Origin of the sequence: Parvibaculum sp., assembly GCF_039680535.1 — a bacterium.
Taxonomy (GTDB): Bacteria; Pseudomonadota; Alphaproteobacteria; order Parvibaculales; family Parvibaculaceae; genus Parvibaculum.
In genome coordinates this window covers 256,004-275,641 of sequence record NZ_JBDKSS010000013.1, presented here as the reverse complement: position 1 = coordinate 275,641, position 19,638 = coordinate 256,004, and the positions used below count along the sequence as shown (strand labels likewise).

22 protein-coding genes are annotated in these 19,638 nt (G+C 63.4%); 6 read left to right on the top strand and 16 right to left on the bottom strand.

Annotation, left to right across the window (positions count from 1 at the left end; genetic code table 11):
• Positions 1 to 8 precede the first annotated feature (8 nt).
• Positions 9 to 665 (bottom strand): monofunctional biosynthetic peptidoglycan transglycosylase, encoded by a 657-nt coding sequence (mtgA, locus tag ABFC66_RS08365; RefSeq protein ID WP_346740492.1) that lies wholly within the window; start codon positions 663 to 665, stop codon positions 9 to 11.
• A 252-nt stretch (positions 666 to 917) separates the two neighbouring features.
• On the opposite strand from mtgA, the gene ABFC66_RS08360 reads away from it, so the two are divergent.
• Positions 918 to 1,154 carry a hypothetical protein gene (locus ABFC66_RS08360; protein ID WP_346740491.1) on the top strand — a complete coding sequence of 79 codons (237 nt, stop codon included), beginning with the start codon at positions 918 to 920 and terminating at the stop codon, positions 1,152 to 1,154.
• Between the two features lie 85 nt (positions 1,155 to 1,239).
• On the opposite strand, the gene ABFC66_RS08355 is transcribed toward ABFC66_RS08360, so the two are convergent.
• The 4 genes from ABFC66_RS08355 to ABFC66_RS08340 all read right to left on the bottom strand — a co-directional run bounded on the left by ABFC66_RS08355 (position 1,240) and on the right by ABFC66_RS08340 (position 4,496).
• Positions 1,240 to 1,773 (bottom strand): iron transporter, encoded by a 534-nt coding sequence (locus ABFC66_RS08355; RefSeq protein ID WP_346740912.1) that lies wholly within the window; start codon positions 1,771 to 1,773, stop codon positions 1,240 to 1,242.
• Between the two features lie 40 nt (positions 1,774 to 1,813).
• A complete protein-coding gene (locus tag ABFC66_RS08350; RefSeq protein ID WP_346740490.1) occupies positions 1,814 to 3,295 on the bottom strand; it encodes a 4Fe-4S binding protein in 1,482 nt (493 codons plus the stop codon).
• A gap of 147 nt (positions 3,296 to 3,442) precedes the next feature.
• A complete protein-coding gene (locus ABFC66_RS08345) occupies positions 3,443 to 4,024 on the bottom strand; it encodes a TetR/AcrR family transcriptional regulator (RefSeq protein WP_346740489.1) in 582 nt (193 codons plus the stop codon).
• 4 nt (positions 4,025 to 4,028) lie between these two features.
• Positions 4,029 to 4,496: a nuclear transport factor 2 family protein gene (locus ABFC66_RS08340; protein ID WP_346740488.1), complete on the bottom strand. Its 468-nt coding sequence runs from the start codon at positions 4,494 to 4,496 to the stop codon at positions 4,029 to 4,031.
• Between the two features lie 263 nt (positions 4,497 to 4,759).
• Between ABFC66_RS08340 and ABFC66_RS08335 the strand changes: the two genes are divergently transcribed.
• The 4 genes from ABFC66_RS08335 to ABFC66_RS08320 all read left to right on the top strand — a co-directional run bounded on the left by ABFC66_RS08335 (position 4,760) and on the right by ABFC66_RS08320 (position 10,859).
• The gene (locus ABFC66_RS08335; RefSeq protein WP_346740487.1) at positions 4,760 to 5,923 is read left to right on the top strand and encodes an efflux RND transporter periplasmic adaptor subunit; all 1,164 of its coding nucleotides are present in this window, start codon (positions 4,760 to 4,762) and stop codon (positions 5,921 to 5,923) included.
• Positions 5,920 to 9,024 (top strand): efflux RND transporter permease subunit, encoded by a 3,105-nt coding sequence (locus ABFC66_RS08330; protein ID WP_346740486.1) that lies wholly within the window; start codon positions 5,920 to 5,922, stop codon positions 9,022 to 9,024. Before ABFC66_RS08335 ends, ABFC66_RS08330 begins: the two co-directional genes overlap by 4 nt.
• 94 nt (positions 9,025 to 9,118) lie before the next feature.
• Positions 9,119 to 9,328: a DUF3311 domain-containing protein gene (locus ABFC66_RS08325; protein ID WP_346740485.1), complete on the top strand. Its 210-nt coding sequence runs from the start codon at positions 9,119 to 9,121 to the stop codon at positions 9,326 to 9,328.
• Positions 9,329 to 9,332: 4 nt separating this feature from the next.
• On the top strand, positions 9,333 to 10,859 hold the full coding sequence (locus tag ABFC66_RS08320) for a sodium:solute symporter (RefSeq protein ID WP_346740484.1): 1,527 nt from the start codon (positions 9,333 to 9,335) through the stop codon (positions 10,857 to 10,859).
• A gap of 3 nt (positions 10,860 to 10,862) precedes the next feature.
• Here ABFC66_RS08320 and mtnC read toward each other — a convergent pair whose 3' ends face one another.
• The 3 genes from mtnC to mtnB are packed head-to-tail and all read right to left on the bottom strand — an operon-like array spanning position 10,863 to position 12,729.
• Entirely contained in the window at positions 10,863 to 11,561 is a 699-nt protein-coding gene (gene mtnC / locus ABFC66_RS08315) for an acireductone synthase (RefSeq protein WP_346740483.1), read from the bottom strand.
• On the bottom strand, positions 11,558 to 12,109 hold the full coding sequence (locus ABFC66_RS08310; protein ID WP_346740482.1) for a cupin: 552 nt from the start codon (positions 12,107 to 12,109) through the stop codon (positions 11,558 to 11,560). The genes mtnC and ABFC66_RS08310 overlap by 4 nt, the downstream gene beginning before the upstream one ends.
• Entirely contained in the window at positions 12,106 to 12,729 is a 624-nt protein-coding gene (gene mtnB / locus ABFC66_RS08305; RefSeq protein ID WP_346740481.1) for a methylthioribulose 1-phosphate dehydratase, read from the bottom strand. Before mtnB ends, ABFC66_RS08310 begins: the two co-directional genes overlap by 4 nt.
• 140 nt (positions 12,730 to 12,869) lie before the next feature.
• Between mtnB and ABFC66_RS08300 the strand changes: the two genes are divergently transcribed.
• Complete coding sequence (locus tag ABFC66_RS08300) at positions 12,870 to 13,649, top strand: SDR family oxidoreductase (protein ID WP_346740480.1); 780 nt, start codon at positions 12,870 to 12,872, stop codon at positions 13,647 to 13,649.
• 207 nt (positions 13,650 to 13,856) lie between these two features.
• Here ABFC66_RS08300 and yacG read toward each other — a convergent pair whose 3' ends face one another.
• From yacG to ABFC66_RS08260, 8 genes are all read right to left on the bottom strand, one after another.
• Positions 13,857 to 14,063, bottom strand: a complete 207-nt coding sequence (gene yacG / locus ABFC66_RS08295; protein WP_346740479.1) for a DNA gyrase inhibitor YacG — start codon at positions 14,061 to 14,063, stop codon at positions 13,857 to 13,859.
• Positions 14,064 to 14,072: 9 nt separating this feature from the next.
• Positions 14,073 to 15,593, bottom strand: coding sequence for an Rne/Rng family ribonuclease (locus ABFC66_RS08290; RefSeq protein WP_346740478.1), 1,521 nt, complete (start codon positions 15,591 to 15,593; stop codon positions 14,073 to 14,075).
• Between the two features lie 85 nt (positions 15,594 to 15,678).
• Positions 15,679 to 16,278 carry a Maf family nucleotide pyrophosphatase gene (locus tag ABFC66_RS08285; protein WP_346740477.1) on the bottom strand — a complete coding sequence of 200 codons (600 nt, stop codon included), beginning with the start codon at positions 16,276 to 16,278 and terminating at the stop codon, positions 15,679 to 15,681.
• A 60-nt stretch (positions 16,279 to 16,338) separates the two neighbouring features.
• Complete coding sequence (gene infA, locus ABFC66_RS08280; RefSeq protein WP_011995440.1) at positions 16,339 to 16,557, bottom strand: translation initiation factor IF-1; 219 nt, start codon at positions 16,555 to 16,557, stop codon at positions 16,339 to 16,341.
• 146 nt (positions 16,558 to 16,703) lie between these two features.
• Positions 16,704 to 17,162 (bottom strand): low molecular weight phosphatase family protein, encoded by a 459-nt coding sequence (locus tag ABFC66_RS08275; RefSeq protein ID WP_346740476.1) that lies wholly within the window; start codon positions 17,160 to 17,162, stop codon positions 16,704 to 16,706.
• 4 nt (positions 17,163 to 17,166) lie between these two features.
• The gene (locus ABFC66_RS08270) at positions 17,167 to 17,655 is read right to left on the bottom strand and encodes a UPF0262 family protein (protein WP_346740475.1); all 489 of its coding nucleotides are present in this window, start codon (positions 17,653 to 17,655) and stop codon (positions 17,167 to 17,169) included.
• A gap of 80 nt (positions 17,656 to 17,735) precedes the next feature.
• Positions 17,736 to 19,028 carry a histidinol dehydrogenase gene (gene hisD, locus ABFC66_RS08265; RefSeq protein WP_346740474.1) on the bottom strand — a complete coding sequence of 431 codons (1,293 nt, stop codon included), beginning with the start codon at positions 19,026 to 19,028 and terminating at the stop codon, positions 17,736 to 17,738.
• Between the two features lie 150 nt (positions 19,029 to 19,178).
• Positions 19,179 to 19,631, bottom strand: a complete 453-nt coding sequence (locus ABFC66_RS08260) for a DUF2948 family protein (RefSeq protein ID WP_346740473.1) — start codon at positions 19,629 to 19,631, stop codon at positions 19,179 to 19,181.
• Positions 19,632 to 19,638 lie beyond the last annotated feature (7 nt).

Genomic DNA, 19,638 nt, shown 5'->3' with positions numbered 1-19,638 from the left:
CGCCGCCATCAGGGACAGGGAGTGCCCTTGCCGAGCGCCACGCTCTGCATGCGCGCCTCGATCGTATAGGCACGCGCGCGCGTCCAGTCGCCCGGCTTGTCGGGATGCCATTTGAGCGGGTTTGGCAGCACCGCCGCCAGAAGCGCAGCCTGATAGGGCGAGAGCCGGGCCGCGCTGACGCCGAAATAGGTCTGGGCCGCCGCTTCCGCGCCGTAGATCCCCGGCCCCCATTCGATCTCGTTCAGATAGAGCTCGAGTATGCGTTTCTTCGGCAGCAGCGCTTCGAGCCAGACGGTCAGATAGGCCTCGCCGCCCTTGCGCAGGAAGGTGCGCCCCGGCCAGAGAAACAGATTCTTCGAGGTCTGCATGCTGATGGTGCTGGCACCCAGCACGCGCCGATGTTTCTGCTGCAACCGCTCGATCGCATTGTCGACCGCGTCCCAGTCGAAACCGCGATGCCGGCAGAATTTCGCGTCCTCGGAGGCGATGACGGCGCGCTGAAGATTGGGTGAAATCTGCGAGAGCGGCACCCAGTCCTTCGAGATGCCATAGCCTTCGACAAGGCGAATGAGCATGAGAGGCGTCACCGGCGGCGGCACGATGCGATAGAGAAGAATGACGAACGCCGGAGCGACAAAAAGCAGAAGCAGAAGATTGCCGACCACTCTGCGAAATCTGCTGCGGGGCGCTTTGACGGGCCGCCGCGCCGCAGGGCCGGGCCTTGATGGAGATCTTGATCTGGTCACGCCGGGAGTTTCCGCGAGCAGGCGCTTCAACACAAGCCCGCCTTATTGCCAGATTTCAGCCACATTCTCGACCCGAAGCCTTGCAAACCTTTCGGCTTCGCGAAGCGATGGGCAGCGATTCGCGTCGTTGCCGGTTCGCGCTCTGAGGGGGGCGCATTGACGGAGGTTTCTATGAGGAAAGCAGTGACAATCGTGGCGGTGGCGGCACTCCTGGGTACGACTGCCTGCACCAATCAGAACAACACGACCCAGGGCGCCCTTTCGGGCGGCGCCATTGGCGGCGCAATCGGCCTCGCGGCAACGGCGGTCGCCGGCACGAGCCTCGCCACGGGCGCAATCGTCGGCGGCGCAGTCGGCGCGGCGGCAGGTGCCTATATGGGCTGCAAGAAGGACGGCAAGTGCAGTTGAGCTTGCGCTGAGCCGACCGTCTCATGACAAAGAGGCCCGCCGGAAATCTCCGGCGGGCCTCTTCATTGCGTCATATCGCGAGACGTCAGTAGCCGCCCTTCTTGCCCGTACCGACATAGGCGAAGTCCCAGGACACCTGGAAGGGCTCCCACCATTCCTTTGTGCCCGTCTCCTTGTCGACGTGATGGTAGAAGCCGTTATAGGCCGGCGGCTGGATGTTGAACGTGACCTTGTACTTGCCCGCGCCATCGAGCTTGACGTTGTCGCCATAGTGCGGCCCGTCATTGGCGCACATGGGCAGGAAGAGGCCCGATGACTTCCAGTTCGAGCCGATCTTCTCGATCGTGTAGGTGACCGTCAGATAGGGAATCCACGAATCCTCGCGGAAACCGTTCTCGTTGCCGTGCAGCGCCTTGATATCTGCTTCGAGATGAATGTCGGTCGGCTTGTCCATGCCCGGCAGTTCAGGCGCCATCTTGACCGATTGCAGATAGACGGCGGCGATGTTCATGCCGTTCTTCTCGACCGGGTTTCCGACAGGGACTTCCGCCGCGAATGCCGGCGTGGCAATCGCCGCGAGCGACAAGGCGAGCGGCAGAGCCGCGAGACGCTGCTTCATAGAGGTCATGGCATCGGTCCTTTTTGATCTGATCGAAAACTCAGGCGCCCACCACGGCAGGCCACCACGAAAGAACAATGAAGATGCTGCCCGCGAGTCCGGGAGCGAGCGCAAACATGCGGGAATGGAAAGAGACGCCCTGACGCGCGAGAATGCGCGCACCGAGCCAGAGGCCCCATAGCGTCGCGCCAGCAAGCAATGCCGCCTTGAAGTCGCCAACGAGAGCAGCAGGTGCGCCCGCAGCCACGGCAGCGTCGAAGAGCTTGCCGCCGAGGCCGAGAAGAAGCGAAACCATCGCCACCGGCGCGAACTGATAGCCGAGTTCGACGAAGCGGGCGCGAAAGCGGCCCTCGCCACCGAGGCGTCCGGCGATCCAGGCCGAAAGACCGGTCGCAAGCGCAAGACCCGCCGCGAGAAGCGCGGCCCAGCCGAGCATGTAGCCGACGATCATCGTGAAATCGAGCCAGGTGAAGACCTCGCGCGCCTCCGGATGCACGCTCATCAGCCACCAGGGGCCCGCCTCGCCGACCCAGAACATGTTGTGGTCGATCGCCCATGCGCCGAGCGCCATGCGCCATGTCTGATAGCTGGGCAGGATGAGCCAGAGGAAGCCGCCCAGCGCCGCGCCGGTACCGACGAAAAGGAACCAGACTTCGGCAGCGTTCGGATTGTGATCGCGGATCTTCGCGACCTCCTCGCCGGGCGTACGCAGACGCAGGAAGAGGCCGCCGGGCGAAGAGGGCTTCACGCAGCGGAAGCATTCGATGCAGTGGCGCGACTCTTCCTTGCGCGGAATCGAAATCATGGTCGGGCAGATGCCGCGCTCGGCATAGGCGTCGCCGCCGGGGTGCTTGCTCTTGGGCGCGAACTGCACCGCGCCGAGCCGCGAGAAGACGCCGAGCAACAGGCCGATAGGACAGGCATGACGGCACCAGGCGCGCTTCTTGCGACCATAGATGAAGCCCATCGTGATGGCCGCGAGCAGCGTGCCGCCGAAGACTTCGGCAATGCCTAGCGGATGATCGCGCACGCCCACCGTCTGCCCGAGAATGGTGATGATGAGAAAGCTGACGATGGGCGTGCCTTCCCATTTGATCCAGCGCGGAATCTGCCGCTGCAGACCGATCTTGTTCGCCCATTCCGACGCAGCACCCATGGGACAGAGCACGCCGCACCAGCTGCGCCCGGTGAAGATCACGGACAGAAAGACGAGCGGAAACCAGATGCCCCAGAAGGCGAAATTCACCGCGACCGTGAAGTTGTTGAGCGGCGTCGCGTCTTCCGGCGGAAGCGGCAGGAACAGCGGAACGATGATGGCAATGAGGAAGGCGACGAACATCGCCGCATGAACGTAAGGCAGGTATCTGCGGTAGCGCGTGAAGAAGGCCTCGAGCGCGCGGGCGAGCCCCGGGAACAGGCCCGGCCTCGGCGTGCCCGAGCGGAACCAGATCTCCGGCCCCTGCCCGCCGACGCTGCCGCCGGTGATCCCGCCCCTGCCTGCCCTGGTGTCGATGATGACCATGACCCGTAACCAACCAAATCGGGCTCTTCGCACCATGTGGCGCGCAGCCCTTCCTGATCCTGTTGGTTATCGAGTTTGCGAATGATTTTCAATATCTATCGACGAGCCGGGACAATCCGCCGCGCGTCAGCCCTCAAAACGGCCTGGTTACGCCTGAGCGGAACGGCTCCTCGTCTGCGGCGCGACGAGGCGCCGGCGCAAGCCGTCGATGGCCCGGTCGAAAGCTCCCGTATCGCCCAAGGCCTGCGACAGGACGATGGCGCCCTGAATGAGGCCGACCGCCTCCTCGGCCAGAATGGCGGCATCCTTTCGCCCGCCCCGCGCCAGAGCTTCCGCAAGCGCCGCAACCCATCGCGCGAAATAGCCCCGGATACGCTCCGGGAAGCGGCTGCGGGCGTCGTCGAGGGCAAATGCCCCGACGAGGCAGACCCGGCGGCCCGAGTGAAAATAGGCGTCGACCGCGTCCAGCATGCTCGAAACGGCCTTGTCCGCGTCGGACTCCTGGCGCAAGGGCGCGAAAACATGCTCCTCGAACCAGGCATCCACATCGGCGAGGACAGCGGCAGCCATCTCCTCCTTTCCGCCGGGAAAGAAGTTGTAAAGGCTGCCTTTGCCGAGCCCCGTCGCCTCGCTGATCAGAGCAAGGCTCGCTCCCTCATAGCCGTGCTTGCGAAAGACCTCGGCAAGCAAGGGAGGCAGATCGGCGCGGTCGACGGGTTTTCTCGACATGAAATCAAAGCCCCAGTTCGGAAAGGCCGGGATGATCCGATGGCCGGGCACCCAGCGGCCAGTGAAATTTGCGCTCCTCTTCCGCAATGGGAAGATCGTTGATGCAGGCGAAGCGGCGGCGCATCAGACCGTCGCCGTCGAACTCCCAGTTCTCATTGCCATATGAGCGGAACCATTGGCCGGAATCGTCGCGCCATTCATAGGCGAAGCGCACCGCGATGCGGTTGCTCTCATATGCCCAGACTTCCTTGATCAGCCGATACTCGATCTCCTGGCGCCACTTGCGGCTGAGAAACGCGACGATCTCCGCGCGCCCGGTGACGAACTCGGCCCGGTTGCGCCAGATCGAATCCTCCGTGTAGGCGAGCGCGACGCGCGACGGATCGCGGCTGTTCCAGGCGTCTTCCGCCATTCGCGCCTTTTGCGCGGCGGTTTCAGCGGTGAATGGCGGCAGGGGCGGACGCGGCGACATGAAATCTCTCCTTTTTGTACCGTTTGGTCAAATTATGTACCGATTGGTACAATACAGAATCGAACCCGTCAAGCGCCATTCGCCCCGCGCACCGTCCATGACGTTTCAATGAAGTCGCGGGGCTGTCCGCTCATCGCGATTGACCGCGGCGCGCAGGGCGGTCAATAACGAAAACATGGCGAGCGCCCATCGGCGCGCGACGGGAAGCGAGCGGTCTCCGCGTTCGAAGCGTGGAAGCAGCCCAACACGGCGCAGAAAGACCAATGACCAGTAATAAAGAGAGTACCGGCAGCCGCAGGTTTACGCCGCGCACCGTTCTTCTGTTGGCGGGCGCAGTCCTCGTCGCAGGCGCCGCAGTCCATAATTATTTTGGCGGCGAGGCGACGCCGAAGGGCAAAGGCACGGACGCGCCTTTCGTCACCGTCGCCGCCGCGCAGCAACGAGACCTGCCCGTCTATGCACAGGCAGTCGGAACGGTCATCGCCAACGCCACCGTGCAGGTGAAGTCGCGTATCGACGGGCAGATCGTCGGCGCAGGCTTCAAGGAAGGGCAGCTTGTCCGCAAGGGCGATCTCCTCTTCCAGATCGACCGAGCCCCCTATGAGGCTGCGCTGCGCGCGGCGCGCGCGAACCTTCAGCGCGACGAGGCGCAGCTTGCCAATGCGCAGCTCGATCTTGGACGCGCCAACAAGCTCGTCAAGAACGGCTATGTCTCCGAACAGACCCGCGATGCAGCCATTGCCCAGTCGAAAGCGCTGGCCGGGACCGTCGCTGCGGATCGCGCGGCCGTGGATCAGGCGGAGCTTCAGCTCGGCTATACCGAAATCCGTTCGCCCATCGACGGCAAGACGGGCCCCATCCTGATCGACGTCGGCAATATCATCACCGCCGCAGGCGGCGCACCGCTCGTCACCGTGACGCAGATTCAGCCGGTGAAAATCTCCTTCGCCCTTGCCCAGCAGAACCTGCCGAAACTTCAGCAGGCCTTTGCCGCGAAAAGCCTCGTCGCCTCGCTCAAAACCCATGGCGAGAAGGACGGTGAGGTCGTCGCGCCGATCGACTTCATTGGCAATACGATCAACGCCGCGAGCGGCACGATCGAGCTTCGCGCGACCTATGACAATGCCGACATGCGGCTCGTGCCCGGCGAATATGTCGATGTGCGTGTGCGCATCGACGATCTCAAGAGCGTGATCGCCGTGCCGCGCGATGCCGTGAATACCGGTCAGGACGGACAATATGTCTATGTCGTCACCCCGGACATGAAAGTCGAACTGCGCGCCATCACCACTCTTGCTCAGGCGGGTGACATCACCGCCATCGACGGCCCGGTGAAGGATGGCGAGAAAGTGATCGTCGACGGACAGCTGCGCGTCGCACCGGGCAGCACCGTCAAGATCGCCGCGAAAGGACCGGCGGCCTCATGAATATCTCCGAGGTCTTCATCCACCGCCCGGTCATGACGACGCTCGTCATGGTCGCCGTCGTGCTCTTCGGCGCCTTCGGCTACACGCAATTGCCGACAAGTGAATTGCCGGCCGTCGACTTCCCCACGATCTCGGTCTCGGCCTCGCTTCCAGGCGCCGATCCGGAGACGATGGCATCCGCCGTCGCCACTCCGCTCGAAAGCCAGTTCTCGACCATCGCCGGCATCGATCAGATGACCTCGACGTCGAGCCTCGGCTCGACCCGCATCACGCTGCAATTCAAGCTCGACCGCAACATCGACGCCGCCGCGCAGGACGTGCAGTCGGCAATCTCCGCCGCCCAGCGCCAGCTTCCCGATGGAATGCCGAGCCCGCCGACGATCAGGAAGGTCAATCCGGCGGACTCGCCCGTTCTCTTCATCATGATGAGTTCGAAGGTCCTGCCGATGAGCGAGGTCAACCGCTATGCGGAGACCATTCTCTCGCGCCGGATATCGACCATTGAGGGCGTTGCGCAGGTGAATGTCTACGGCTCGCAGAAATACGCCGTCCGCATTCAGGTCGACCCCGACGCGCTCGCCGCTCGCGGCCTAGGCATAGACGAGGTGACGGCAGCGGCACGGGCCACCAACGTCAACAATCCGACCGGATCGCTGAGCGGTCCGACCCGCAACACCGTCATCCGCGCGGAAGGTCAGCTCGTCGACGCAGAGGCTTTCCGCCGTCAGGTCGTCGCCTGGCGCAACGGCGCCCCCGTGCGCTTCGACGACATCGGCAATGTCGTGGACAGCGTGGAGAACGACCAGGCCGCCAGCTGGTCGGGCAAGGATCGCGCCGTGATCCTCGGCATCCAGCGCCAGCCCGGCGCGAACACGATTGCGGTCGTCGATGCGATCAACAAGGTCCTGCCGGATTTCGAGAAGCAGCTTCCCGCCGCGATCTCGCTCGACATTCTCTATGACCGCAGCCAGTCGATCCGCGCTTCGGTGCATGACGTGCAATTCACGCTGGTGCTGGCAGCCGCGCTCGTTGTGCTGGTGATCTTTCTCTTCCTGCGCACCCTGTCCGCGACGATCATTCCGTCGCTCGCCCTGCCGATCTCGATCGTCGGCACCTTTGCGGGCATGGCTCTTTTCGGCTACAGCCTCGACAATCTTTCGCTCATGGCGCTGACGCTTGCCGTCGGCTTCGTCGTCGACGACGCGATCGTCATGCTCGAAAACATCATGCGCCATGTCGAGAATGGCGAGCGCCCCTTCGAAGCGGCATTGAAGGGCTCGAAGGAGATCGCCTTCACCATTCTTTCGATGACGGTGTCGCTCGCCGCCGTCTTCATTCCCATTCTCTTCATGGGCGGTATTGTCGGCCGGTTGCTGCACGAATTCGCCGTGACCATCGTGCTCGCCATCGTCGTCTCCGGCATCGTCTCGGTGACGCTGACGCCGATGCTTTGCAGCCGCATGATCCGCTCAGGGCATGGTCAAGGCCGCCAGCTTGCGATTCTCGACTGGAGCGAGCGCGCCTTTGCAAAGCTCGAAGCCGGTTACGAGCGCACGCTGCGTGCGGGAATGATCCATCACCGGGCGGTCTTCGCGGTCTTCCTGCTGAGCATCGTCGCGACCGTCATGCTCTTCAACTTCATGCCCAAGGATTTTCTGCCAAGCGGCGATATCGGCCAGCTTCGAGCCAACACGGAAGGACCGAACGGCATTTCCTTCGACGACATGGCGCGCCACCAGAAAGAGGCCGTGAAGATCATCATGGCCGATCCGAACGTCGCGGCGGTCATGTCCATCCTCGGCCCGAGCGGGTCGCGCTCAAGCATCAATGCCGGCACGATCATCATGCGGCTGAAGCCGCGCGACGAGCGCAAGCTCAGCGCCGACCAGATCATTCAGGAACTCCGCCCCAAGCTCGCGAAGATCACCGGCTTCAAGGTCTATCTTCAGAACCCGCCCGCGCTTCAGGTCGGCGGACAATCTTCGAAGGCGACCTATCAATACACGCTGCAGGATCTGGACGTCGCGACGCTCTATGGCAGCGCGGCGCGGCTGCAGACAGCGCTGTCATCAGCGCCGGGGTTCCAGGACGTGACCAGCGATCTCGATCTTTCGACGCCGACGCTGAGCGTCAAGATCGATCGCAACCGCGCGGCCGCTCTCGGCGTCACGCCCGAGCAGGTGCAGAGCGCACTGTCCTCCGCATTCGGCGGCATCCAGATTTCGACGATCTACACCTCGTCCGACCAGTATCAGGTCGTACTGGAACTGCAGAAGCGCTATCAGCAGGACGAGTCGGCATTGCAGCGGCTCTATCTGCGGTCGGACACGGGCAATCTCGTGCCCCTCACCGCCGTAACGCAGACGAGCCATATCGCCACTTCACTGACCGAAAACCACCTCGGCCAGCTTCCGGCGGTCACCATCTCGTTCAACCTCGCGCCCGGCGTCGCGTTGAGCGACGCGGTGAGAACCATCCAGAAGGTGCAGGACCAGATCCAGCTTCCCGCCACCATCGCGACGAGCTTCCAGGGCACGGCGCAGGCTTTCCAGAGCTCCATGAGCGGGCTCGGCCTGCTTCTCGGCCTTGCGATCCTCGTCGTCTATATCGTGCTCGGCATTCTCTATGAGAGCTTCATCCACCCGCTGACCATTCTCTCCGGCCTGCCCTCGGCGGCGGTGGGTGCGCTGCTCACGCTCTATCTCTTCGGCCTGCCGCTCACGCTCTATGCCTTTGTCGGCATGATCATGCTCATCGGCATCGTGAAGAAGAACGCGATCATGATGATCGACTTCGCGCTGGAGCGGGAACGGGGCGAGGGCATGGCGCCCGACGAGGCGATCTTCCGCGCCGCCGTGATCCGCTTCCGTCCCATCATGATGACGACCATGGCGGCCCTCATGGGCACGCTCCCCATCGCCATCGGGTTCGGCGAGGGTGGCGAAGTGCGCCAGCCCCTCGGCCTCGCGGTCGTGGGCGGCCTCATCCTTTCGCAGCTGCTCACGCTCTACATCACGCCGGTGCTCTATGTGTATCTCGACCGGCTGGGCAGGCGCTTCAGCCGTGACCGGACTAACGCTGCGGTCGCGGCGGGGGAGTAGGCGGCGACGCTTTATCGCTTCGGCAGGTGACAGCCCGAATGCCAGCCACTAATGTTCCCCGCCGGGTGAGTTCCGGCTCGAAACGGGGGATATCATGGCAGACGAAAACAACGACGCACGCCCGCACAAGCGCCGCTGGCTTGTGCCGCTCATCTTCCTGCCTTTCCCCGCGATGCTCTGGGTGCCGTTCTTCAATTCGGCGGAGCCAGCGCTTGCCGGAATTCCCTTCTTCTACTGGTATCAGTTGCTCTGGATCGCCCTCGGCGCAGGGCTGACCATCGCCGTCTATTTCGCGACCGAGTAAGCCCATGACCATCAACTGGACCGCGCTTTACGTTTTCACGGGCCTCTTCGGCTTCATCACCATTCTGGGCTTCCTTGCCGCGCGCTGGCGCCAGGGCGACCTCAGCCAGCTTCATGAATGGGGCCTTGGCGGCCGACGCTTCGGCACCATCATCACCTGGTTCCTGCTCGGCGGGGATCTCTATACGGCCTACACCTTCATCGCCGTGCCTGCCCTCGTCTTCAGCGCGGGCGCGATGGGCTTCTTCGCCGTGCCCTACACGGTGCTCGTCTATCCGATGGTCTTCGTGATCTTTCCGCGCCTCTGGGCCGTCGCGCACCGCCACGGCTATGTCACGGCGGCGGACTTCGTGAAGGGCCGCTACGGCTACCGGCCGCTTGCGCTCGCCATCGCGGCGACGGGCATGGTCGCCACCATGCCTTACATCGCGTTGCAGCTTGTCGGCATGGAAGTCGTGATCGGCGCCATGGGCGTGCATGGGCATCTGCCGATCATCATCGCCTTCATCATTCTTGCCGCCTTCACCTATACGAGCGGCCTTCGCGCCCCTGCCATGATCGCGGTGGTGAAAGACCTGCTGATCTACATCACCGTCATTGCCGCCGTGATCATCATTCCGGCAAAGCTCGGCGGCTATGGCGCAATCTTCGCGTCCGTTGCACCCGAAAAGCTGACGCTCACGCCGCCGGCCGCGGGCAGCCTCGGCGGCTACAGCGCCTATGCGACGCTGGCGCTCGGCTCCGCCCTCGCCCTCTTCCTCTATCCGCATTCGATGACGGGCGTGCTGAGCGCAAGCTCCGGCCATGTGATCCGCCGCAATGCCGCGCTGCTGCCGGCCTATTCCTTCGTGCTCGGCCTCATCGCGCTTCTCGGCTATATGGCGCTCGCCGCCGGCGTTTCGTCGAAGCCGGAATTTGCCGAAGGCTTCAAGCTCTACGGCGCAAATTTCTCGGTGCCCGCCCTCTTCCTCGACCAGTTCCCAAGCTGGTTCGTGGGCGTTGCCTTCGCCGCCGTCGGCATCGGCGCGCTGGTTCCCGCCGCGATCATGTCGATCGCCGTCGCGAACCTCTTCACGCGCAACGTCTACAAGGAATTCATCGCGCCGAATTGTTCGCCGGAAGCTGAATCGAGCATGGCGAAGATCGTGTCGCTGGTCGCCAAGGTCGGCGCGCTCGTCTTCGTGCTCAACCTCGAACAGCGGCTCGCGATCCAGCTCCAGCTTCTCGGCGGCATCTGGATCATCCAGACGCTGCCGGCGATCTTCTTCGGCCTTTATACGCGCTGGTTCGATCCGCGCGCCCTGCTCATCGGCTGGGCCACAGGCATCGGCACGGGCACATGGATGGCCTGGTCGCTCGGCTTCAAGACCTCGACTTGGCCGCTGACGATCTTCGGCGTCACCATGCCCGGCTATGCTGCGCTCTACACGGTGATCCTGAACCTCGCCGTGGCGGCGGTGCTGACGCTCATCCTCCGCGCCTTCTCGGCGACCACGCATGAGGACGCAACCGTGGAAGCGGATTACCGCTGAGGCTCAGAAGAAGTCCCGATCGACGGGCGCGAAGGAACCGGCGACGAGGACTTCGTCTTCGCGGCGTGCTTCGTCGGCCGCGAGCGCCCGGTCGATGCGTGCGACCTGCAAGCCGGCCGCCTTCGCCGCCGCGATCTCGCCCGGATTGTCGGAAAGGAAAAGAATGTTGGCCGGTTTGATGCCGACCTCCCGCGCGATGCGTTCGTAGGACGCCCTTTCGAGTTTCCCACCAACGGCGGTGTCGAAGAAACCCGAGAAGAGCAGCGCGAGATCGCCCTTGTCCGAGTACCCGAAAATCAGCTTCTGCGCCGCGACCGACCCGGAAGAATAGACGAAGAGGCTGAGCCCGCTCGCATGCCAGCGATTGAGATAATCGGCGGCATCCTCATAGACCTGGCCTTTCAGCACGCCCTCTTCATAGCCCTTCTGCCAGATGAGGCCCTGCAGCGTCTTCAACGGCCCTGCCTTCCTGTCCTCGTCGATCCAGCGGATGAGCAGCGCGATCGTCGCGTCGAGATCGATCTCGGGATGACCGTCGAGCGCGCGGGCGGCGGCAAGCGCCGCCGCGACCTCGGGCTCCGCCTCATGCGCCTTGCAGAATTCCGCAATGCGGGCGCGCGCATAGGGAAACAGCGCCTCATGCACGAAGGAGATCGGCGTCGTCGTTCCTTCGATATCGGTCAGGATAGCCGCGATCCTCATGCGGCGCTCTCGAACAACGGAAAGCGCGTTGCAATGTCGTCGCCGGTGAAATGACCGACCCAGCCGTCCGGCGAGGTGAAGATGCGGATGGCGCAGAAATGCGGGCGCTCGCCCGTGTCGAACCAATGCGTCGTGCCGGCGGGTACGCTGATGAGATCGTTGCGCTCGCAGACGAGACGATAGACCTTGCCCTGCACATGCAGATAGAAGGCGCCCGCGCCTTCGACGAAGAAGCGCACCTCGTCATCGTCATGCGTATGCTCGGCAAGGAACTTCTGGCGCAGCGCGGCGCGATCCGGATGGTCGGGTGTCACGCGCGCGACATCTACCGACTTGTAGCCGCCCTTTTCCATGATGCGCTTCACATCGGCCTCGTAGGCCTTCAGCACATCTTCCTGAGCTGCCGCGTCGGGCAACAGGACCGAAGCATTCCAGCGCTCGAACACGACGCCGATGTCGGAGAGGAGATCGGCGATCTCGGCGGCCGCGCGTGTCTCGATCAGCACCTTCGACGGATCGGTATCGGCGTAAACTGTAAGCTGCGTCATCGCGCGCTCTCCTCATGCAGTTCGGCGGTCAAAAGAAAATCGAAGGCTTCCATGTGGCGGATCGCGTCCTTCGCGGTCGCGCCCCAGACATAGAGCCCATGGCCCGCAATCAGATAACCCGGAACCGGACCCGAAGCCTTCAACCGCTCTTCGACGAGAGCGGCGAGGCGGTCCGTATCCTGATCGTTGGGCACGATGGGAATGTCGAGCGCGGTTTCGTGGGTCTTGATGCCGGTGAATGCCTTGAGCAACTCCCAGCCTTCAAGGCGAAGCACGCCCTTCGCGGCATGCCGCCTGGAAAGCAGCGTCGCCGGCAATGTGTGGATATGGGCAATCGCGCCAATCGACGGATCGGAGGCATAGCGAACGAGATGCAACGGCGCTTCTGCGGAAGCGCGCGGATGCTTCGGTCCCGAAATCTCGGCGGCAATCACCTCTGCCTCGGTCAGATTGGCCTTGTCGGCGCCCGTCGCCGTCACCGCGGCGAAGCGATCATCGATCCGCACAGAAAAATTGCCGCTCGTCGCGGGCACCCAATGACGCTCGCCTGCGTAACGCGCCATGGCAATGACGCCCGCAGCAGCGGCGGCGAAAGCTTCGGAACTGGGCGCGCTCGGCATCTCACTCTCCGGATTGGCGAATGTTCGAGGCCATATAGCATATCCCGACCATATTTGTAGCCTTGGCGCCGTGACAGCGCGATTGACTCAGCTTGCCCCTATCGCTCTCAATTGACCGATCGAAACCCAGGGAGACGCTCATGGCGGACATAAGGACGGGACGGCTTGCAGGCAAGGTGGCACTGGTCTCCGGCGGCGCAGGCGGCTGCGGCGAAGCGGCTTCGCTTCTGTTCGCGGCGGAGGGCGCCAAGGTCGCCATTGTCGACCGACAGGGCGAAGCGGCGCGGAAGCTCGCCGAGAGGATCGTCGCCTCGGGAGGCAGAGCCATCGGCGTCAAGGCAGACGTTTCCATCGCGGACGAGGTCAACGCCGCGGTCGCCCAAACGCTGGAGGCCTTCGGCACGATCGACGTGCTTTTCAACCATGCGGGCACCATCGTCGTGAAACCCTTCCTGGAGACGACCGAGGAAGAGTGGGACTGGCTCCATGACGTCAACGTCAAGAGCATGTTCCTGATGTGCAAGGCGGTGCTGCCCACCATGCTCAAGGCGGGCAAGGGCTCGATCGTCAATACCTCGTCGATTTCCGCCGTCACGGCGACGCCGCTTGAAGTGCTCTACTGCACGACCAAGGGGGCGGTGCACCAGTTCTCCCGCGCGCTCGCCGTCGAATATCGCGACAAGGGCATCCGCGTGAACGCCGTCTGCCCCGGCTTCATCCGCACGGCGCATGGCATCCGCGAGGTGACGGAGCTTTCCGCGCAAGGGGTCGACGCCTCGGAGGCCGCGATGAAGGCGATGCAGGGCCGCTTCTGCGAGCCGGAGGAGGTGGCGCAAACCGCGCTTTTCCTCGCCAGCGACGAGTCGAGCTTCGTGAACGGCAGCCATATCTTCGTCGACAACACCTTCACGGCGGTCTAATTCACAAAAAATATCCGCAAAACTATTTTATTGCCGATGCATTTTTGTTGTTTACATATTCTACTAATTCTATAGAGTTAAATCATAGATGTTTCGTCGGTCAGCGATCCTCCCTCCGCTGACCACCCTCGCAGTCTCTGTCCCCCGCTTATGGTTCCTCCCTTAGCGGAAACTCATAAGGCCGTGTCTCGCGACACGGCCTTTTTTTTATTTCTCTTCCGGCTCATCGCCTGTCGCCTCGTCCCACTCGTCCGGCGGCTCGACGGCCGGGATCGCATAGGAGCCCTTGAGCCAGCGGTTGAGATCGACATCGGCGCAATGCTTCGAGCAGAAGGGATGAAAGCTCGGCGCCGATTTCTTGCCGCAGATCGGACAGGGACGGCTCGACCGTAGAGGCACGACATTGTCGTTCATGATGCGAACCTACTGCACCGCACCGACATCGATACGCTCGCGGGTGAATGTCGGTTCCGCAACGAACTGCAGATTTACCGCAACCTTCTCGCGGAGCCGGTCGATAAGATAGGAATTGCCGCGCTCCAGCCAATCCACGACGTCGGGCGAAGCCCGCGCGACGATGGCGCGGCCGGGCGTCGCATGCGCCTCGGCGGCAATCTTCCGCAGCAACTCATTGGCAACCGTCGCGCAGGTCTTGCGGCGCGGGCGGCCATTCGCATAGGCGGGCTCGGTCAGCAGCTTGTTCAGCGGCTCGCGAACGCGCTTTCGCGTCATCTCGACGAGGCCGAATTCCGACATGCCGGAAATCTGCGTCGGTACGCGATCATGCGCAAAACCGGTGTTCAGCGCGTCGAGTACCTTCTCGATATTCGTCGGATCGTTCAGATGAATGAAGTCGATGACGATGAGGCCGCCGGTGCCGCGCAGGCGAAGCTGATAGATGATCTCGTCCACCGCTTCGAGGTTGATCTTGGCGCTCGTTTCCTCAAGCCCCGTCGCCGCCGTGTAGCGCCCCGAATTGACGTCGATGGCGGTCAAGGCCTCCGTCGTCTCAATCGTGATCCAGCCGCCCGACTTCAGCTCGACGCGCGGCTCCAGCGCCTGTTCGATCTCGCCATCTATGTCGTAGAGCGAGAAAAGCGCACCCGGCCCGTTGAAGAGCTGAATGCGGTCGAGCAATTCCGGCATGGCGCGGCGCGCGTAACGCTGCGCCTCGCCGAAGGCGTCGGCATCGTCGATGAGGACGCGGGCGGTATCGGAACTCACATAGTCGCGCAGCGTCTTCGACACCGGGTCGAGGTCATGAAAGACGACACAGGGCGGGTTCGAACGCTTCTCGACTTCACGAACTTTCCGCCATTCATCGGCAAGCATCCGCGCATCCGCTGCGATGTCGTCCACCGTCGCGCCGATGGCCGCCGTGCGCACGATGAAGCCGGCGGGCTCACCGGTGACGCCCATGGAGCCGAAGCGCGCGACCATTTCCTCGACCAGCGCCGTCAGCCGCGCGCGCTCTTCCTCATCTTCGATGCGGCGCGAAAGCGCGACGCCCGACTGGTTCGGAACCAGCACGAGAAGGCGGCCCGGAATGGTCACATTCGCAGAAAGCCGCGCGCCCTTGTCGCCGATAGGATCCTTCGTCGCCTGGACAAGGATCGTCTGGCCCTCGGTGACGCAGGCGCTGATAGGCGGCAGCATGTGTTCGTCGAGATGGGTGAGTTCGCAGAGGCACTTGGCTTCGCGCGCGCCCAGAAAGCCTGCGCGTTCAAGGCCGATCTCCACGAAAGCGGCCTGCATGCCGGGCAGCACGCGCTGCACACGGCCGAGAAAGATATTGCCGAGCAGCGAATGCCCCGCGCGGCCCGTCTTGCTCTTGAGATCGTCTTCCATCCTGCGCTCGAGGATGATCTCCACGGGCCGGCCATTCTCGACGACCGCTACACGCGTCTCGCCGGGCCCAACATTGATCAGCACTTCCTCGGACATGAAACCCCTTGAACGACCGGCCTATCCCCCGACATGCCGGTCGACCTCCCTCTCGATGCCTGTATCGATAATCCTAACACCCTTGTCAGCGCCGTGGGTAGAGCGGGAAGCCAGCCCCGGTCAGCAGCGCCGCCGTCTCGTAAAGCGGCAGACCGATGACCCCGGAATGAGAACCGGTCAGCAATCGGACAAAGACGGCGGCATGCCCCTGAATTGCGTAGCCGCCCGCCTTGCCGCGCCATTCACCATGCTCGACATAGAGATCGATTTCCTCTGCGGAGAGGCGCTTGAAGGCCACACGCGTCTCGCTGACGCGCTCCATCTGCTTTCCATCCGGCCGGATCAGCGTCACCGCCGTATAGACGCGATGCGCACGACCCGAGAGCAGCGCGAGGCATTGCCGCACCTGACTTTCGCTTTCGGCCTTGGGAAGAATGCGACGGCCGCAGGCAACGACCGTGTCGGCGGCAAGCACCAGCGAAGCGGGTTCGAGCTTGGCCACGGCCTCCGCCTTTTCGCGGGCGAGACGGCGCGCATGTTCGCGGGGAAGTTCGCCTTTAAGAGGCGTTTCGTCGATGTCGGAAGGGCGCACCTCGTCCGGATCGACGCCGATCTGCGCAAGCAGCGCGATCCGGCGCGGCGATGCGCTGGCGAGGACGAGGCGTTGTCTGGCGGGAGCGGTCATGACGGCGCTGCAGGGCTCGGGCTCGTAAATGGCACGGGCTGGCAGAACCCCGCCGTCCGCTTACTTGAAGCGATAGGTGATCCGGCCCTTGGTCAGATCATATGGCGTCATTTCGACGAGCACCTTGTCGCCCGCCAGAACGCGGATGCGGTTCTTGCGCATCTTGCCGGCGGTGTGGGCGATGATTTCATGCTCATTCTCGAGCTTGACGCGAAACGTCGCGTTCGGGAGCAGTTCCGTCACCACGCCCGGAAACTCAAGCAGTTCTTCTTTGGACATTCATATTCCTTCGAGATTTGGCGGGAGAATGAGCATAAACCCGGCCAAAATCAAGGGCCGTGGCCCATTTCCTACTGCGGCACGGGGTCAAACCCTTGATTCGGTGCTGAAATTCGGGGCGTTTTCCCCCGACAGCCCCGCCCGCGTCAGCTCGCCTTCTTTTCGGCGGCGCCGAAGCGCTGCTCGATGCGGCGGCGCAGGTCGTCGCGGAGACGGCGATAGGCCTCAAGCTTCTGCTCGCGGCTGCCCTGCTCGCCACCCGCGAAGGGGTCGATGGTCGGCCAGAAGTCGATGTCGACCGCCTGGCCGCGCGTGAGTTCGGCGACGCGGGCGCGGGCCTCCTCGGTCAGGCAGATCACGAGGTCGAAGGAACCGATATTGATCTCCTCGACATCCATCGGGTGATCTTCGGCCATGTCGACGCCGATCTCGGTCATGACATTGATGACGAAGGGGTCGCGGGGATGAGGTTCGAGGCCTGCGGAATCGATGAACATCCGCTTGCCGTAAAGCGATTTTGCCAGCGCCTCGGCCATGGGCGAGCGCACTGCATTCAGATTGCATACGAAGAGGACGGACCCCGGAAGCTTCTCGACTGACGCCACGACATCAACCCTTGATGTGAAGAACGCAGATCAGCGTGAAGAGACGCCGCGCCGTATCGAAATCCATCTCGACCTTGCCCGAGAGCCGCTCCTTCAGAAGCTGCGAGCCCTCGTTGTGGAGCCCACGGCGGCCCATGTCGATCGCCTCGATCTGGGCGGGCGCCGCCGTCTTGATGGCGTCGTAATAGCTTTCGCAGATCAGGAAGTAGTCCTTGATGATCTTCCGGAACGGCGTGAGCGACAGCATGATCTTGCCATGCGGCTCGCCGCCGTCGAGACGGACATCGAAGACGAGCCTGCTCTCCTCGATGGCCAGGTGGAGCACATAGGGACCGCCGGGACTGCCCAGGGGGGCGAAGCTGTTTTCTTCCAGCAGGTCGAAGATCGCGACCTTGCGCTCATGCTCCACGTCCGGACTGCGGCGCACGACCGTCTTCTCGTCGAGCACGAGCTCGGCGATGCGGAAGTTAGACCTGTCGTCCGTTCTGTCCATGGACCTGTCTGCAAGCGTTTCGGCGCGGCCACTTTAAGCCGATTTGGGCGGCAGAGGCGAGCCGGGCGTCGACCGGATTGCTACTTGTTGAGCCGGATCGAGACCGACCGGCCATGAGCGTCGAGCCCCTCGGCGGCGGCGAGCGCCACTGCGGCGGGACCGATGCGGCCGAGCGAGTCCGCGTCGCAACGCACGATCGAGGTCCGCTTCATGAAATCGAGCACGTTGAGGCCCGAGGAGAAGCGGGCGCTGCGCGCCGTCGGCAGCACGTGGTTCGAGCCCGCCACATAGTCGCCCACCGCTTCCGGCGTATAGCGGCCGAGGAAGATCGCGCCGGCATTGCGGATGCGCGCCGCCAGCGGCTCGGGATCGTCCACCGCGATTTCGAGATGCTCGGGCGCGAGCCGGTCGACCAGCGGCACGGCATCGTCGAGCGACTTCACGACGATGACCGCGCCGAAATCGGCCCAGCTCTTGCGAGCCGTCGTCTCGCGCGGCAGCAGCTTCAACTGCGCGGCGACCGCCTCCTCGACGCGGGTCGCGAAAGCGGCGTCGTCGGTGATGAGGATCGACTGCGAGCTTTCGTCATGCTCGGCCTGCGAAAGCAGATCGGCGGCGATCCAGTCCGGATCGTTCTCGCCATCGGCAACGACAAGGATTTCGGAGGGGCCGGCGATCATGTCGATGCCGACAATGCCGAAGACCTGGCGCTTGGCGGCGGCGACGAAGGCATTGCCGGGACCGACGATCTTGTCGACGGGACGGATCGTCTTCGTGCCATAGGCGAGCGCGGCCACAGCCTGCGCGCCGCCGACGCGATAGACTTCATCGACGCCCGCGAGCCGCGCGGCGGCCAGCACCAGCGGATTGACCTTGCCGTCCGGCGTCGGCACCACCATGACCACACGGGCGACGCCCGCGACCTTCGCGGGCACAGCGTTCATCAGCACGGAGCTTGGATAATTCGCCGTGCCGCCCGGCACATAGAGACCGACAGCACCAACGGAGGTCCAGCGATGGCCAAGTTCAACGCCTTGTGCGTCGGTGAAGCGATCGTCGGAAGGCTTCTGGCGTGCGTGATAGGCCTCGATGCGCGCCTTCGCCATTTTCAGCGCGTCGAGCGTCTTCGCGTCGCAAGCCGCAACAGCAGCATCGAGTTCGGCATCGGGAATGCGGAGCGTTTCCGCCGTGAGCGAGAGCCGGTCGAACCTGTTGGTGAGCGCAATCAACGCCGCGTCGCCATGCTCGCGCACATCGGCGATGATCTTCGCCACGGCGTCATTGACGTCGACGGAAGATTCGCGCTTCGCGGTGAGAAGCACTTCGAAGGCCTTTTCGAAGCCATTGTCGCTTGCATCGAGTCTGACGGCCATGGATCAAATCTCCTTATGCGTCATGGCCCGGCTTGACCGGGTCATCCACGTCTTGGCCGCCGCCACGAGAGGCGTGGATGGCCCGCATGAAGCAGGCCATGACGGCAAAGGCATGGCGCGGAATATATAATGCGGACCGGGCATGGAACCTCAGCCCAGATCGTGTTCGGGCAGATGCGGCGTTTCCCAGACGAGGCCGAGATCCGAGAGATGCGCATCGAGCGCCTCGACTTCAAGCCTGAGCTCGCCGCCGCCCGAGAAGGTGAGAACCACGATGCCGGACGGGGCGTCCTTCTCCTCGAAACGAATGGCGAGAAGATTCAGCACGCCATCGGGATGATCCCGCCTGATCCCACGGGCCTGCGCCTTCAGCACATTGTCGAAATGGAGCCCCGAGCGTACGCGCTCATGCGTCCGGCGCGCGGAGGCCTGCTTGCTGGTCGATGTCTCGCCTTCCCAGCGAAAGCGGTTGAGCACCATGGCGAAGCGCCGCGCACTCGGCAGAAAGGCGAGATCGCCGACGCGCGTCACCGCATCCTGCAAGAAGGCCGAGATCACTTCGAGATCGGCAGCGTCTTCCGCACTCAGCCGCAAATCGCTCATCGGTCCC

Coding starts and splice junctions, on each gene's coding strand:
- ABFC66_RS08360 (WP_346740491.1), top strand. CDS start 918: ATGAGGAAAGCAGTGACAATCGTGGCGGTGGCGGCACTCCTGGGTACG.
- ABFC66_RS08355 (WP_346740912.1), bottom strand. CDS start 1,773: ATGAAGCAGCGTCTCGCGGCTCTGCCGCTCGCCTTGTCGCTCGCGGCG.
- ABFC66_RS08350 (WP_346740490.1), bottom strand. CDS start 3,295: ATGGTCATCATCGACACCAGGGCAGGCAGGGGCGGGATCACCGGCGGC.
- ABFC66_RS08345 (WP_346740489.1), bottom strand. CDS start 4,024: ATGTCGAGAAAACCCGTCGACCGCGCCGATCTGCCTCCCTTGCTTGCC.
- ABFC66_RS08340 (WP_346740488.1), bottom strand. CDS start 4,496: ATGTCGCCGCGTCCGCCCCTGCCGCCATTCACCGCTGAAACCGCCGCG.
- ABFC66_RS08335 (WP_346740487.1), top strand. CDS start 4,760: ATGACCAGTAATAAAGAGAGTACCGGCAGCCGCAGGTTTACGCCGCGC.
- ABFC66_RS08330 (WP_346740486.1), top strand. CDS start 5,920: ATGAATATCTCCGAGGTCTTCATCCACCGCCCGGTCATGACGACGCTC.
- ABFC66_RS08325 (WP_346740485.1), top strand. CDS start 9,119: ATGGCAGACGAAAACAACGACGCACGCCCGCACAAGCGCCGCTGGCTT.
- ABFC66_RS08320 (WP_346740484.1), top strand. CDS start 9,333: ATGACCATCAACTGGACCGCGCTTTACGTTTTCACGGGCCTCTTCGGC.
- mtnC (WP_346740483.1), bottom strand. CDS start 11,561: ATGAGGATCGCGGCTATCCTGACCGATATCGAAGGAACGACGACGCCG.
- ABFC66_RS08310 (WP_346740482.1), bottom strand. CDS start 12,109: ATGACGCAGCTTACAGTTTACGCCGATACCGATCCGTCGAAGGTGCTG.
- mtnB (WP_346740481.1), bottom strand. CDS start 12,729: ATGCCGAGCGCGCCCAGTTCCGAAGCTTTCGCCGCCGCTGCTGCGGGC.
- ABFC66_RS08300 (WP_346740480.1), top strand. CDS start 12,870: ATGGCGGACATAAGGACGGGACGGCTTGCAGGCAAGGTGGCACTGGTC.
- yacG (WP_346740479.1), bottom strand. CDS start 14,063: ATGAACGACAATGTCGTGCCTCTACGGTCGAGCCGTCCCTGTCCGATC.
- ABFC66_RS08290 (WP_346740478.1), bottom strand. CDS start 15,593: ATGTCCGAGGAAGTGCTGATCAATGTTGGGCCCGGCGAGACGCGTGTA.
- ABFC66_RS08285 (WP_346740477.1), bottom strand. CDS start 16,278: ATGACCGCTCCCGCCAGACAACGCCTCGTCCTCGCCAGCGCATCGCCG.
- infA (WP_011995440.1), bottom strand. CDS start 16,557: ATGTCCAAAGAAGAACTGCTTGAGTTTCCGGGCGTGGTGACGGAACTG.
- ABFC66_RS08270 (WP_346740475.1), bottom strand. CDS start 17,655: ATGGACAGAACGGACGACAGGTCTAACTTCCGCATCGCCGAGCTCGTG.
- hisD (WP_346740474.1), bottom strand. CDS start 19,028: ATGGCCGTCAGACTCGATGCAAGCGACAATGGCTTCGAAAAGGCCTTC.
- ABFC66_RS08260 (WP_346740473.1), bottom strand. CDS start 19,631: ATGAGCGATTTGCGGCTGAGTGCGGAAGACGCTGCCGATCTCGAAGTG.